This is a genomic window from Flavobacterium sp. ZE23DGlu08, assembly GCF_030505335.1.
Classification (GTDB): domain Bacteria; phylum Bacteroidota; class Bacteroidia; order Flavobacteriales; family Flavobacteriaceae; genus Flavobacterium; species Flavobacterium algoritolerans.
This window is the reverse complement of record NZ_CP130045.1, coordinates 2768379-2781646: the sequence shown is the minus strand read 5'-3', so window position 1 is coordinate 2781646 and position 13268 is coordinate 2768379. Positions and strand designations below refer to the sequence as shown.

Genomic DNA, 13268 nt, shown 5'->3' with positions numbered 1-13268 from the left:
AAAAGACTCAAAAAATAAACGTATCAGATTAGAGGATATTAAAAAACAGTTGTATAAAAAATATCACCCTTTTTAAATGGCAATTAATTTAACTTATACAATTCTGTTCAAGGCTGACAAACCAAATCAGCTCACTGCATTATTCAATACACTACAAATAGTCTATTTAATAAATATGATTTTATTGAGCACTTAGAGCTAGATTAGAATCCGATTCCAATTACGTATAAGCCACAAAAACTTGAAGCAATCATAAGTAATTGCATTAACAAATAAAGCACCTCATACAGAAACTATAATACATACACAGCTAAAACTATTGAAGCACCTGCAAAACCTCCATTAGTAGCTTTTGCAGCAACATCAACTCCCGGAAAATTAGAGTCTTTTTACTATCTATGAATATCAGTTCAACTACTTCGTTCCAAAAAAACTAGATTATTCTTTCTTTCAATATAGTGCCTAATAGTATAGAAGAAAAACTAGTCGTAGTATACCGCTCGGTTAATAAGAGTAGCCAAAGAAGTATACCTTATTTGGTTTACCTCTAAAAAATCTAAATATTTTGATAAACAAAACTCCGCAGAAGGTGAAAATTAATTAAACTATACTGCTGCTTATTATACTTCTCCCATAAATTGCCAAAGGTAAAAATCGAAAAATATCTTTTCGTAAGTAGTTCTACTATTTTTTTGGCGGTAAGTGAAGCATTCTTTTAAGTTGTATCATTATTTACTATAATTAAATGACACATATCAATGGTGCGCTTTTTTTTTAATTGTCTTATTTAATTGAATAAGAATTATTAAACTTATTACTAACGCCTATACTTTCTTGAGAAACAAATATAAATTGCATTTCTATAAATAGAATAAAAATAATTTTCTCATTAAGCAATAATCAAATTAATCAATTGGAAATAAGTTCACCAAGTATAATAAATTATAAAAACATCCACTTGCGTTGGATATTTTTTTAAGATAAATGCAAAAAACCTGCCCTTTTGAGGCAGGTTTTTTTTACAAAAAAAAAATTAGCAAATCCAAAAACAGCTAATTAAGAGTAGTTTACAAGATTCATAAACACTATCGGTAACGATTTAGTAATGGTGCTCATTGCATTCATTTTCAACCAAATTCCTTGTAAATCAATAGCAAATTTACAAAAAAACAGAGAAACATTTAGAATATCTAGCTTATTTTTCATCTGTTTTTAGGATTAGTGCCCAACTACACAGCCCAGAAGAAGAATTACTTTTAACGTGGTTTGAACCTTGCGAAAGAGAAAAGGCAAATACATATTTCAATGCTTCTCAAATAGCGGCAAAGCTGGCTGAAAAAGCTAAAATAAACATTACCGATCGTACAATCAACAAACTGGGGAAAGCATTAAAAAAACACAATTTCATTAGACTTAAAAAAAACGGAATAGCAGTTTACTGCAAATTCCAGTGATATTGACCACCCAATTCCAATTTAAAGTGAGCACCTGATTCCAATTCAAAATGACCACCCAATTCCGGGGCAAAATGACCACCCCATTTTTCATTAAAAACTACTCTTTTTCATCTGTTAATTAGTGTTCAAATATACTTAAATATTATCCTTTGTTTATCCCTCTTTTTTTTCTCATAGATTCTCCATGTAATTCGAGTCGATGAGATTGATGTATCAGCCTATCCAAAATTGCATCAGCTATGGTTTTTTCTCCAATGATGTCATACCAGCCTTGCACTGGGATTTGTGAGGTTACAATGATAGAACCGTTATTATGCCTGTCTTCAATGATCTCTAAAAGGGTAATTCGGTTACTGCTATCCAAAGCTTGGAGTCCAAAATCGTCTAATATAATAACATCTTGCCGTTCTATTTTGGCCAATTCTCTCAGGTAAGAACCATCTGCTTTGGCCATTTTTAATTTAGCAAACAGCTTCGAAGTATTAAAATAACTTACTTTAAAACCTTGGATACAGGCTTGATAACCTAATGCTGTGCCTAAATAACTTTTGCCTACACCAGTGCTTCCCGTTATTAAAATGTTTTCATTTTTTTCGACAAATTCACATTCTGCCAGACGCAGTATGGTATTTCGATCCAGATTACGGGTTTGGTCAAAATTGATACTTTCAATATTTGATTTGTAATGGAATCGGGCGTTGGTGATACTGCGGGCAATACGCCGATTGTGCCTTTCATCCCATTCGGCATCAATAAGCATCGATACAAACTGATCGAGCGTGTAATGGTCTGTTTTTCCGCTTTCAATGGCTGTTTTAAAAGCATTGTGCATGCCGTAAAGCTTCATTTGTTTCATTTTTGTTACTGTGGATTCATTCATGATTACTGTGTTTTAATTTAATTATAATACTGTTTTCCTCTTATGTTAGCGTGAATTGGAAGTTCCTGCTCAGGTTCTTGTTCAAATTCGATATGATCTAAGTTGTTTTCTAAAATATTTTGAATGGTCTTAAAATTGTAAATTTTAAAATCAAGTGCCCGCTTACAGGCATTTATTAATCGCTCTTTCCCTACCTTTTTCTCGAAGTTTAATATTCCCAAACAACTTTTATAAGCCTGTTCAGGATGGTTTCTACTTTCAATTATTTGCATAATATATTCTGCTACTGACTCGTCAATACTACTGGCCCAATCAATGAAGCGGGCAGCACTCCACTGAGCTACAAATTGATGCGTGCTAGCCATATGTTCCGGGATTGTGGTATAGATATAAGGTTTGTAATTCCTTGGATGGATGGCTATTCGATTGTATTTGTGATAGATCTCTACCGTTGATTTGGTATACAATAGTTTCGCTTTTTTCTTGACATATTGATACGGAACGCTATAGTAATTTTTGTCCTGACTTAATTGAACATGCCCATTTTGCATTACTGTTGCAAAGGATTGGTATTTGATTTCAAAACGTTCTTGTGGTAATGGACTTAGTTTTTGTTGTTCATCTTCTAAAAATAATTCTATCCGAGAGTACGGACGTCCTGTGAGTTTTCGACTGTTATGAGCATCCAATAAATCCCATATTTGCTGGTTTAATTCTTCCAGAGAAAAGAATTTAGTTTCTTTTAGATTTACATAAATCCTTCGATACAAGATCTTAACAGCTCCTTCAACCAATGATTTGTCTCGGGGTTTATAAGCCCTGGCAGGCAAGATTGTAGTTTGGTAATGTTCGGCTAAATCAGCCAAGGTTTCATTAATGGTGGGTTCAAAACGACTGCTTTTTATCACTGCAGATTTTAAATTATCCGGAACAATTGCCGCAGGAGTACCTTCAAAAAAACGCATAGCATTTTCTACCGATGTAACAAAATCTTCCTTTTGTTGGCTCATGGAAGCTTCGGCATAGGTGTATTGACTGGCTCCTAATATGGCTACAAAAAATTGTACTTCTTTAATTTCTCCCGTGTCTTTATCAATGATGGAGAGTGTTTTTCCAGCATAATCCACATACATTTTATCACCCGCTTTGTGATTCATGTGCATCACTGGATTGACTCGTTTGCTCCATATTTTATAATGATGTCCAAATTGCGAGCTTCGGTAACCATTAGGATTTAGGACAATATATTGCTCCCACATGTGCTGTATGGTAACGCCAACTTTTTTTAGTTCGCGTTCCATTTTAGGAAAAAAATCATAAAGAAGCTGCAGTTTGGGACTGATTGATTCCACGGTAGTGTGTGAGAACAAAAGTTCTAACTCAGCATCAGTTTTTTCACTAATTACTTCAAAACTTAATCCTAGCACTTCAAATAAAGAAATATACTTCTTTACCGTATTTCTAGAAAGAGATAAGTACTTACTTATGAATAACTTACTTTTTCCGTTACAGTAGAACTTAATTGCTTTTCTAATTTTACTCATGTCTGTTATTTTGTTTGCCATAATCCGTCTTTTTTTAACGAATGTATGGTGCTAACAACATGAAAAAGTAAGTAGTTTTTGATGATCAATTGTACCCCAAAATTAGGTGGTCAATTTGAACTGGAAAGTGGTGGTCAGTTTGCTCCGAAACTGGTGGTCAATTTGCACTGGAATAGGATGGTCAATTTGACTGGTTTTTCCATTTATCCTCATTTTAACCAAAAATCAAGTGAGCTACTTGTTCATATTTTAATCCTGCATAGGAACAAAACTCTTCGATAGTTAAAAACTCATTTTCGAGCTTGTTAAGGTCAGTTTTCACTTTTTGCATTAATCTGGTACTTTGGCGATAACTTTTGCCTGTTATGCGCTGTATGTCTTTAGGATAAATGCACACCCTCTGTTTTTCAAATTTCATACACTATCTATGCCTTTGACTAGGCTTTGATTAGCTTAAACCCACTGATTAGTAAAGTTTAAGATTATGCAAAAGTAAGTTTTTTTGAAATATAATTTTGCCCTGCAATTTATTATGTTTTTGGATGCTTTTCATAAGGCATTTATGTCGATTTAAGCCATTTGTGTCGCTTTGCGACATATGGAACTGTCCTTGCTTTTTTATTCTGTTTAATTGGCTAAAATTTGTTTCGAAATCGGATAAAAGATGTTGCAACTGAAAAGATGATTTAGAGATTTTAAAAATAAATTTTAATCTAAATTTTAGAAATTATGGCAAGACAGAAAGGCATAATTAAATTGAAAGGGACTATCGGAGATATTACTTTTTACAAAACCCAAGACGGACATTTGGCTCGTGAAAAAGGTGGCATAGATGCGAGCAGAATTGCGAGTGATCCTGCTTTTCAAAGAACGCGTGAGAATGGATCGGAATTTGGTCGAGCTGGAAAAGCTGGAAAGATTTTGCGAACTGCTTTTAGAGCATTACTTTTAAATTCTGCTGACGGTAGAATGGTAAGTAGACTTACTCAAAGAATGATGAAAGTCATTCAAGCTGATTTAATCAGCGTCAGAGGTTTGCGAAATGTGATTGATGGCGAAGCCGAGCTTTTGGCAGGTTTTGAATTCAATATTCGTGGGAAACTAGGTACGAGTTTATTTGCTCCTTTTGTGGGAGCAATTGACCGAGTTACTGGAAATATCACTGTTGATTTAGCTTCATTTATTCCATCAAATATGATTGCTGCACCTTCTGGAACAACACATTTCAAAATCATTTCTGCTGGTGCAGAAGTAGATTTTGAAGCGGAAACATTTGTGGAAGCGCATTCAGAAACGGCAATTTTGCCTTGGGACACAACTGCAACTGCTGTAATTAGTCAAACAAATACAGTAACTCCTGCGAGTGTAAAACCTTTGTTTTTGGCTTTGGGTGTTGAGTTTTATCAACAAGTAAATGGTCAAATGTACCCATTGAAAAATGGTGCGTTTAATCCATTAGCATTGGTGCAAGTGAGCGGATTGTAAGATGATTTTAATACTATCGAGAACTTATTTCCCTGACGGAACGAACGGAAAACTCGAATGCGAAGGCAAATTAATTTGTAAAACCATTGAATTGCCGTGGAAGATGAACGAAACGAAAATTTCCTGTATTCCTGAAGGGAAATATTTTATAAAAAAGCGGTACAGCAAGAAATTTCAATGGCATTTGGAGGTTTTGGATGTCAAAAACAGAAGTTTGATTTTGTTTCATCCAGCCAATAATGCTCTGCAAGAATTGAATGGTTGTATTGCTCCAGTAACAAAACTTTCTGGACCAGGTTTAGGTCTTATGTCTCGAAAAGCATTTTCTAAATTGAAAAATTTAGTCAATCCAATTTTAGACAAAAATGAAAGTGTTGTTTTAATTGTTCAATCTTAAAATAAGATTATGAAAAAAATAATAAATAGAGCGAAAGCTCCAACTCCGAAATTTTTTAAAGTGCTTCGAAATATTGGTTTGGTTTTAGCTGCTGTAGGCGGAACAATTTTGGCTGCTCCGATTGCTTTGCCTGTCGTGGTTACTACAATTGGTGGATATGTTGCTGTTGCAGGAGGCGTTATTTCTGCGGTTAGCCAACTGACAACTACAAAAGAAGATGTCATTACAGCACAGTAATTCAACGGTAATTAGTACCGCTGGCGGTACATTTTTGAGTGTTTTACCGAATTTACATTCGGAAGATGTTTTAAAAACTATAATTCTTGCCACACTTGGTGCAGTTGTTAGTTTTTCAATATCTTTGATTCTCAAATTTTTCATTAGAAAGCACAAAAAATAGTCTAATTCTAGTTGTGGTGACCTTTGGATTAGACAATAATGAAGCCCAAACCGCAAGGAATGGGCTTTTTTACGTTATAAAATTAAACTTCTTCAAATAAGTTTAACGTAACTTCTAAAACCACTACTTCGGAATTGTGGGTGTATAATTCTTGCCATTTTGCACTGTCAATTGCTTTGGCTCTTGTGTCGAAAACGCCAAAACATACTCTTGATGCTCTACTTTTCCAATTGTCGGTTTGGTACAATATAAATAGTTTCATTTTTATTGATTTTTGGTTTATAAATGGGTTTATTTTTTGCAATAACGATACAAAATCACTCTTCTCAAATCGTTGATTAAATTGATATTCTCATGAAATTGTTTTTCTTTTTGCTCTAAAAACTTCAGTTTAGCTACATTTTTTTGATGCTCTTCATGTTCCTGCATCAGCAAACTAGCCTTTGGATTGAACTCTTTTGAGAAGTCTGGAAGGCGTAAAAATGGAATTACAGAGCCTACTAAATATTGATGCCAAAATTTGGTTTTCCATAAGCTGTAAGCCACAAAATAAATACTTTCGCAATCTTCTTCGTTTTGAAAAATGACTACGAAACTGTTAGTAAATGGCTCTTTTTGTGGCTTTCCGCTGTTCATTCCTTTGTTAAGTATGAATAAATGAGGTTTGGCATATAACGTGTCCTTTCGGTGCGTTTTGATAATAAAATTTGGCATACTTCGGTTTTTTAAGATGATGTGCCTCGTTACCAGAAGCCACACATAAAATTTTTAAAAGAAAAAAAAGAAAAAAAGAAAGTCGTCCTTCAAGTGAAGGTTTCAAGAAAAACAAGTTTTTTAGAAAAAAATACTACCCGATACATCTTCGGAAAATGAGGATATAATAGCACAGAAAAATGTTATTACGAACCATTATGGGTGGAGATTTTTTTTCTAAAACCCGTAGGGCTTGAACTTTTTTTTTCTTGAAACCGGAACTTACCTTTACTTTCTTTTATTTATTTTTTTATTTTTCTTTCTACCGAGAAGTTTCTGCTGAAGACGGATTTAAAAATGTTGATTTGAAAAGATGGTGTTCTACCGGAAAGGGTATGAAATTTCAAAACAGAAAAAAGAGATAGAATTCCATTCCAATTATTTTTCTGTTTTGAAATTTCATACTCTTTCTTACGGTTTGATTTTGTGGGTGTACTAAATTGCTTTATCGAGATTGTGAATTTTAGAAGTGAAGTTGTAAAGCAATTTATTACACTTACAAAAACAATGCAAATATGACCTAGTGCGATGTGGCAGTAGCGCAGGCAAGTGTGTCTTTTTTTATTTGCTTAACGAGATGTGGTGATTGATTTTACTATCGGCTTGATGCCCACTTTTCATAAAAAGATGGAAATGATTTTTAAAGTGAACATTCATCTGAAACCGCTACGCATCAAGCCGATGGAAAATCAATTTACCTAGTGTTTCTGGCAAATAAAAAAGATACTCTTGCTGGCTCTTTTTGGTTTTTTGGGTAGAAAAATGGCTTTTACCATAGGCAAATCTACTATACATTAAAGCCATTTTTCTACTTACAAAAGCAATGCAAATACTACCTATTTGAGCGTCTAGCTGATAAAACAGTTGTAAAGTTCTTGCGAAAAGAAATCTTATAAATTAAAGAAAATGTTCATCGGAATTATGACAGTGGTTTGTGAAGGACGGTTTTTTTGAGCATCTCTCTACGAATACATCAATGTTAAGATATTATTTCTGGAGCTGCTCAAAAAAGTTGTCCTGGAGCAAACCACTAGCGCGTTGGGTGTGGCGGCTGTTTTACATAAATGATATTATAACTTCATTGCAAAAACCAAAAAACAATAACAAAGCTTTGTAATGAATTATAATACTCAATTATGTAACACAGCTTGGGAGAAAAAATTACTGGCGCAAGTTGCAAAGCATACGTGTTTTTTCTAAAACTGTGCCAGTAATTTTTTTGGAGCGTTGGCAAAGGAGTGGCTTCTGAAATGTAAAACTCCCTTTTACCACCGAACGAAAAGTATTATTCTCGTTATTAAAAATGTAATTAGTGAAATGAAGCAAACAAAGATGTGAGTATAGGAATACTTGGACTAGACGAGGATTTTGTGCAGATGAATGAGATAATGAGTTGATAAAGCTATTTTCATTTTTGGTACATTTATTGTTATAAATAGTTATGAAAGCATTACTTGAAATAAGTCGAAAATACGTTTTTTGACAGAAAATTTGTTTTTTGGTACAAGAGTTGTATATTTGCAAAGTCATTTCCCTAGGGAAAAGGACCTGGTTCGCGAAAGCGCACGCCACAGCACCGTAGCCTGTGGCTTTTTTTATTTTACCCTCTTTGTATATTTGTCTTCATAATATTTTTGATTTCTCGCATCATCAATATGGAAACAAGAAATAATCATATAGTCTGGAGTGATTTTTTCCATTACAACTAAAAAGTTTCCTTCTTTGAACCAAAAGTAATTTCTGATTTTACCGTCTGCTTCTAAAAATTGAAAGCAAGTTACATCTTCAGTATCTTTATTTTCTAGTATCGGTTTTATCCAATGAATTTTGTTTGCTCTTTTTTTATCAAAATTTCTTTTGCCTTTATCTCCTCTTGTAATGATTTTTACAAAAGTGTGCGGATAAGTTTCGAATCCTTCTTCTTTTGAATCTGCTATATCTATTTTTACTTTGCAACCATCGAAATAAAAATCATTATCGATAAAATCGGCTTTGAATAATTGAAATAGTTCTTCTAAATGTTCAGGTGATGGGTCAATTCCTAAATTAGATATGTGATCGTCCAAGTCTAATAAATCCATTATAGTTTTATTTTAGGTTGGTGATCAAAAATATTGAACTTTGTTTCCCAAGGTTCTGTTCCTTCTTCAAGATTAAAACCAGATTTAGTTTCTAAATATTTAATGAAATCCATTCTGTTTTGAGTTGGATTTACAATGTTATTCATTACTACTCTTGTTTTGTAAGTAATAGCTCCAATAAAAAAATCGGCTAATTGAAAGAAATTATTATCGTGAGAATGTAAATGCTGGAATTGTTTGAATGGGCTTTTGCCGTTGTACTCGGCATCAAATACTTCATTGATTTTTTTTAGTTTTTCTCTACCACGAGTATTTTGAACATCAATAAAAACTCTGTATTCATCGCCATTACTATTATTAGGATGCAACAAATAATAGGTCATTTTATAATAGAAATTGTCGTGAGAACCTTGATTGAAATCTATATGATTTAAGCGCTCTTTGTATTTGACTAAAATACAACGAAACTGGAGCGATGAACTAAAAAAATAATCTACTAATTCTTTGTATAATTCGGTTCTAGCATTTGAAAATTTATTCCATTTTAGCTCTGACTTTTGATTATGTTTTGCTAGAATTCGATTGAATTCTTTTTGTAATTCAACATAATCTACCATTGGTACTTTGATGTAACCGATGCACATTACCGGAATATCGTCATGTTCTAAATGACAACTTTCGTCGATATAAAAATCATATTTATTGTTCATAATTTAGTAGAGCTAGATTAATTACTAGTTTGTTTGTCAACGTAAATTTCTTTTCCATTTTCAAAAATAATCAATCCGTAGTTTTTACTTATCACTGCTGTGAATAATACATTTGGCAAACATGAGCCATATAATGCTGTTCTATATCTGCTGCCAAAAATATTAGTAACTATTAAATTTTTAATTATGGGTGTTGAAAAATATTGAGAAATGTGTGTTAGTTTAAATTCTTTTGATAATAAGTGAAAACCATCTTGAAATTTGCTATTTGACGAAGAAATTTCTATCAATGTTTTTAAAATATCATCATAATTACTTATTGGTAAATCATAAGTAGCTTTTTCTGTATTCATCGATGCAACAGGTAACTCTTTAATATCTGAATATATTACCAAACCAATACCCTCAAAGTTTTTACTTTTAAGTTTATTTATATCATTACAAAGGTTTATTATTTTTTTTATCATGACGATTTAAATTAATCTCCCTAACAATTTTTTTTGAGAAAACTGTATCTTGATCGTTCCGTTGTTATTTCTTTGGTTGTAATATTCTCCCTCCAATGTCAAAATATCCTTGTAATATTTTAGTTTGGCCGTACCAACGTGATTGTTAAGATTGAATAATGGTGCTGTTTCATTTGAGAATATATAAAAGATGCTAAAAGTGTTATTGTTTTCGGGTATTATTTGCTCAATAACACTAAATGAACTTGAGGTATTTAAATTTGTATTTATATCTCCAAAATAAGTGAATATATGAAGTTTTGAAGCTGTTTGCTTAATTTCCATAACGCATACTTTTTTAACAGGAACACCTGAACTCTGATAACTAGATACTACTTCTCCAGTATATCTACCGTTTAAATTTGGAATATTAATGAGCCAACTAAAGATTTTAAATTTCCATCCTACTAAATCAATAAAAATTATAGTTGATGTTATTAGTGCTATTGTAGAAAAAACGCCAATATAGCTGTAAGCTTCGTTTAATAGATTGTATTTAATAATTATACTTTCAATATACTTTGAGACATAATTAAAAAATACTGATAAAACCAGTATAAATATTATTAATCGATTTGTGTTGTAGTATTTAAAATTCAAAATCAAATTGTTTAAAATTCTTCAAATTTAATATTTTTTTCAGTCTTAATTCCTATTTTCTCAACATATGAAATATAAAGTCCTTTTCTACCAATTATCAGCATAAAGATTATTTCAGAATTGAGAATATTGCCTCTAATTTGTTCTAATATGGATTTCTTATCAAGTCCAGAAGGAGTAGGAAAATCTTCGGGATGTGTATGCCATTCGCCCAAATATATTTTCTTCCCTTTACTATCTTTAAAAATTTTATTAATTATTTTTTGAGCATTCTTTTTAGATCTAGTAAAATTAAATCTACTCGATTTGTCAAGCTCACTTGGAGAAGAAACATCAGTAATCGAATAATTATTATCTTCTAAATAATGACCAATTAGAATTCCTCCAGCTTCAGCTTTGTGGTTTTCATCTTGAATAAAAGATTTCATTTTTTCGAATACTTCTTCAGATATTTTGAATGACAAACATCCTAACTCAAATTCTATCATAAATCATTTATTATTAGTTGGTATGAGTTGTTATTTGTTCCAAATTCAGTTATTACTAATCCTTTACTATTTAATAGTTCTTTATCTCCAATCCAAGAATAAACCCTTGAAACATTATCATTATTAGTAATATGTTCTTTTAAATATGGGAAAATAGATGAAAGGAATTGAATTAAATATGAAGCCGAATAAGGAAAATAACCTGTTTGACAACTCCCTTCAATCAAATATGTTTTGTCTTGTTGATTTTCTGAATTCGACAAAACACTATAATCATAATTTTCTTTTTTAATAAATGCTAAAGCTCTTTCAGCATCATTAGGCATTATAAATAACATTTGACCGCTTGCTAAAAAAGGTTCAACCCAAAAAATGAATGTTGGTTTTATTAATTTTCCTTGAATTACTGCATTGAGTATAAACTCTTCAATCATAGTTTTCCCAATTGCTACAATATGAAAATCACAATCATTTATAAAATCTGTTTCAGTTTGAATAATTGTAGTTACCGATTTTATTCTATTTCCGACTTCAATTAAAGGATTTGTGTTTTTCAATTCATTTTTTACGGCATCAACTTTATTATTTTTTAAAAGTGAGAATCCGGAGAGATGTCTCTTTATGTTTTCAGAAGATAGAGATTCCTTGTCAATTAAATTGAATTTGTTGATTGGTAAGTTCTTTAGAAAAAAAGCGAGATTTGAACCTACACTACCTAAACCACTTATTGCAACACTATTTTGCGTTTCGGTGTAACCAGTTGTTCTTAATTGCAATCTATTTATGCTAATATTATCAAATGTTAATCTTGTTGCATATTTTTTTTCATTAATGCGATTTGATAAATGATCTATTTTTGAAGAAATATTTCTGCTACCTCCTTTTTTTCTTGATAATATCTCTGCATTCTGATATGTCCAACCATAATATTCATTAGAAGAATTATTACTGTTTATAAAAATTACTAAAACACAATCAAAATCATTGTTTCTGCATAACTCTTTGAATTTATTGTAGTTGTTATTGTCTTTCTTTAAAATAGCTAATGTGTCTGCAAATTCCAGTGATATTGACCACCCAATTCCAATTTAAAGTGAGCACCTGATTCCAATTCAAAATGACCACCCAATTCCGGGGCAAAATGACCACCCCATTTTTCATTAAAAACTACTCTTTTTCATCTGTTAATTAGTGTTCAAATATACTTAAATATTATCCTTTGTTTATCCCTCTTTTTTTTCTCATAGATTCTCCATGTAATTCGAGTCGATGAGATTGATGTATCAGCCTATCCAAAATTGCATCAGCTATGGTTTTTTCTCCAATGATGTCATACCAGCCTTGCACTGGGATTTGTGAGGTTACAATGATAGAACCGTTATTATGCCTGTCTTCAATGATCTCTAAAAGGGTAATTCGGTTACTGCTATCCAAAGCTTGGAGTCCAAAATCGTCTAATATAATAACATCTTGCCGTTCTATTTTGGCCAATTCTCTCAGGTAAGAACCATCTGCTTTGGCCATTTTTAATTTAGCAAACAGCTTCGAAGTATTAAAATAACTTACTTTAAAACCTTGGATACAGGCTTGATAACCTAATGCTGTGCCTAAATAACTTTTGCCTACACCAGTGCTTCCCGTTATTAAAATGTTTTCATTTTTTTCGACAAATTCACATTCTGCCAGACGCAGTATGGTATTTCGATCCAGATTACGGGTTTGGTCAAAATTGATACTTTCAATATTTGATTTGTAATGGAATCGGGCGTTGGTGATACTGCGGGCAATACGCCGATTGTGCCTTTCATCCCATTCGGCATCAATAAGCATCGATACAAACTGATCGAGCGTGTAATGGTCTGTTTTTCCGCTTTCAATGGCTGTTTTAAAAGCATTGTGCATGCCGTAAAGCTTCATTTGTTTCATTTTTGTTACTGTGGATTCATTCATGATTACTGTGTTTTAAT

Annotated in this window: 16 protein-coding genes; 4 read left to right on the top strand and 12 right to left on the bottom strand. The window is 32.2% G+C overall.

What is annotated here, in order from left to right:
- Positions 1-1056: 1056 nt before the first annotated feature.
- On the bottom strand, positions 1057-1206 hold the full coding sequence (locus tag Q1W72_RS12245) for a hypothetical protein (RefSeq protein ID WP_170066872.1): 150 nt from the start codon (positions 1204-1206) through the stop codon (positions 1057-1059).
- On the opposite strand from Q1W72_RS12245, the gene Q1W72_RS12240 reads away from it, so the two are divergent.
- Positions 1158-1454: a DUF3874 domain-containing protein gene (locus Q1W72_RS12240; RefSeq protein WP_367881683.1), complete on the top strand. Its 297-nt coding sequence runs from the start codon at positions 1158-1160 to the stop codon at positions 1452-1454. The genes Q1W72_RS12245 and Q1W72_RS12240 overlap by 49 nt on opposite strands.
- 145 nt (positions 1455-1599) lie before the next feature.
- Here Q1W72_RS12240 and istB (Q1W72_RS12235) read toward each other — a convergent pair whose 3' ends face one another.
- Positions 1600-2337, bottom strand: a complete 738-nt coding sequence (gene istB / locus Q1W72_RS12235; RefSeq protein ID WP_113667236.1) for an IS21-like element helper ATPase IstB — start codon at positions 2335-2337, stop codon at positions 1600-1602.
- Between the two features lie 17 nt (positions 2338-2354).
- Positions 2355-3902 (bottom strand): IS21 family transposase, encoded by a 1548-nt coding sequence (gene istA, locus Q1W72_RS12230; protein ID WP_158730039.1) that lies wholly within the window; start codon positions 3900-3902, stop codon positions 2355-2357.
- A gap of 708 nt (positions 3903-4610) precedes the next feature.
- On the opposite strand from istA, the gene Q1W72_RS12225 reads away from it, so the two are divergent.
- From Q1W72_RS12225 to Q1W72_RS12215, 3 genes are read left to right on the top strand one after another with little or no spacing between them, the layout of a single operon-like run.
- On the top strand, positions 4611-5366 hold the full coding sequence (locus Q1W72_RS12225) for a hypothetical protein (protein WP_302135585.1): 756 nt from the start codon (positions 4611-4613) through the stop codon (positions 5364-5366).
- A gap of 1 nt (position 5367) precedes the next feature.
- Positions 5368-5763 (top strand): DUF5675 family protein, encoded by a 396-nt coding sequence (locus tag Q1W72_RS12220; protein WP_302135583.1) that lies wholly within the window; start codon positions 5368-5370, stop codon positions 5761-5763.
- Between the two features lie 9 nt (positions 5764-5772).
- On the top strand, positions 5773-6000 hold the full coding sequence (locus Q1W72_RS12215) for a hypothetical protein (RefSeq protein ID WP_302135581.1): 228 nt from the start codon (positions 5773-5775) through the stop codon (positions 5998-6000).
- Positions 6001-6245: 245 nt separating this feature from the next.
- On the opposite strand, the gene Q1W72_RS12205 is transcribed toward Q1W72_RS12215, so the two are convergent.
- From Q1W72_RS12205 to istB (Q1W72_RS12165), 9 genes are all read right to left on the bottom strand, one after another.
- Positions 6246-6425 carry a hypothetical protein gene (locus tag Q1W72_RS12205; RefSeq protein ID WP_302135577.1) on the bottom strand — a complete coding sequence of 60 codons (180 nt, stop codon included), beginning with the start codon at positions 6423-6425 and terminating at the stop codon, positions 6246-6248.
- 29 nt (positions 6426-6454) lie between these two features.
- The gene (locus Q1W72_RS12200; RefSeq protein WP_302135575.1) at positions 6455-6877 is read right to left on the bottom strand and encodes a hypothetical protein; all 423 of its coding nucleotides are present in this window, start codon (positions 6875-6877) and stop codon (positions 6455-6457) included.
- Positions 6878-8511: 1634 nt separating this feature from the next.
- On the bottom strand, positions 8512-8997 hold the full coding sequence (locus tag Q1W72_RS12195) for a hypothetical protein (RefSeq protein WP_302135573.1): 486 nt from the start codon (positions 8995-8997) through the stop codon (positions 8512-8514).
- Entirely contained in the window at positions 8997-9707 is a 711-nt protein-coding gene (locus Q1W72_RS12190) for a DUF3800 domain-containing protein (RefSeq protein ID WP_302135571.1), read from the bottom strand. Before Q1W72_RS12190 ends, Q1W72_RS12195 begins: the two co-directional genes overlap by 1 nt.
- A gap of 17 nt (positions 9708-9724) precedes the next feature.
- A complete protein-coding gene (locus Q1W72_RS12185; RefSeq protein WP_302135569.1) occupies positions 9725-10174 on the bottom strand; it encodes a hypothetical protein in 450 nt (149 codons plus the stop codon).
- 6 nt (positions 10175-10180) lie between these two features.
- The gene (locus Q1W72_RS12180; RefSeq protein ID WP_302135567.1) at positions 10181-10813 is read right to left on the bottom strand and encodes a hypothetical protein; all 633 of its coding nucleotides are present in this window, start codon (positions 10811-10813) and stop codon (positions 10181-10183) included.
- A gap of 11 nt (positions 10814-10824) precedes the next feature.
- On the bottom strand, positions 10825-11301 hold the full coding sequence (locus Q1W72_RS12175; protein ID WP_302135565.1) for a Mov34/MPN/PAD-1 family protein: 477 nt from the start codon (positions 11299-11301) through the stop codon (positions 10825-10827).
- Positions 11298-12077: a ThiF family adenylyltransferase gene (locus Q1W72_RS12170; RefSeq protein WP_302135563.1), complete on the bottom strand. Its 780-nt coding sequence runs from the start codon at positions 12075-12077 to the stop codon at positions 11298-11300. The genes Q1W72_RS12175 and Q1W72_RS12170 overlap by 4 nt, the downstream gene beginning before the upstream one ends.
- A gap of 436 nt (positions 12078-12513) precedes the next feature.
- The gene (gene istB, locus Q1W72_RS12165; protein WP_113667236.1) at positions 12514-13251 is read right to left on the bottom strand and encodes an IS21-like element helper ATPase IstB; all 738 of its coding nucleotides are present in this window, start codon (positions 13249-13251) and stop codon (positions 12514-12516) included.
- Positions 13252-13268: the final 17 nt, after the last annotated feature.

What these genes read in the sequence shown, in the direction of transcription:
- Q1W72_RS12205 (WP_302135577.1), bottom strand. Translation starts at nt 6,425, where the DNA reads ATGAAACTATTTATATTGTACCAAACCGACAATTGGAAAAGTAGAGCA.
- Q1W72_RS12200 (WP_302135575.1), bottom strand. Translation starts at nt 6,877, where the DNA reads ATGCCAAATTTTATTATCAAAACGCACCGAAAGGACACGTTATATGCC.
- istB (WP_113667236.1), bottom strand. Translation starts at nt 2,337, where the DNA reads ATGAATGAATCCACAGTAACAAAAATGAAACAAATGAAGCTTTACGGC.
- Q1W72_RS12195 (WP_302135573.1), bottom strand. Translation starts at nt 8,997, where the DNA reads ATGGATTTATTAGACTTGGACGATCACATATCTAATTTAGGAATTGAC.
- istB (WP_113667236.1), bottom strand. Translation starts at nt 13,251, where the DNA reads ATGAATGAATCCACAGTAACAAAAATGAAACAAATGAAGCTTTACGGC.
- Q1W72_RS12225 (WP_302135585.1), top strand. Translation starts at nt 4,611, where the DNA reads ATGGCAAGACAGAAAGGCATAATTAAATTGAAAGGGACTATCGGAGAT.
- istA (WP_158730039.1), bottom strand. Translation starts at nt 3,902, where the DNA reads ATGGCAAACAAAATAACAGACATGAGTAAAATTAGAAAAGCAATTAAG.
- Q1W72_RS12190 (WP_302135571.1), bottom strand. Translation starts at nt 9,707, where the DNA reads ATGAACAATAAATATGATTTTTATATCGACGAAAGTTGTCATTTAGAA.
- Q1W72_RS12220 (WP_302135583.1), top strand. Translation starts at nt 5,368, where the DNA reads ATGATTTTAATACTATCGAGAACTTATTTCCCTGACGGAACGAACGGA.
- Q1W72_RS12215 (WP_302135581.1), top strand. Translation starts at nt 5,773, where the DNA reads ATGAAAAAAATAATAAATAGAGCGAAAGCTCCAACTCCGAAATTTTTT.
- Q1W72_RS12245 (WP_170066872.1), bottom strand. Translation starts at nt 1,206, where the DNA reads ATGAAAAATAAGCTAGATATTCTAAATGTTTCTCTGTTTTTTTGTAAA.
- Q1W72_RS12185 (WP_302135569.1), bottom strand. Translation starts at nt 10,174, where the DNA reads ATGATAAAAAAAATAATAAACCTTTGTAATGATATAAATAAACTTAAA.
- Q1W72_RS12175 (WP_302135565.1), bottom strand. Translation starts at nt 11,301, where the DNA reads ATGATAGAATTTGAGTTAGGATGTTTGTCATTCAAAATATCTGAAGAA.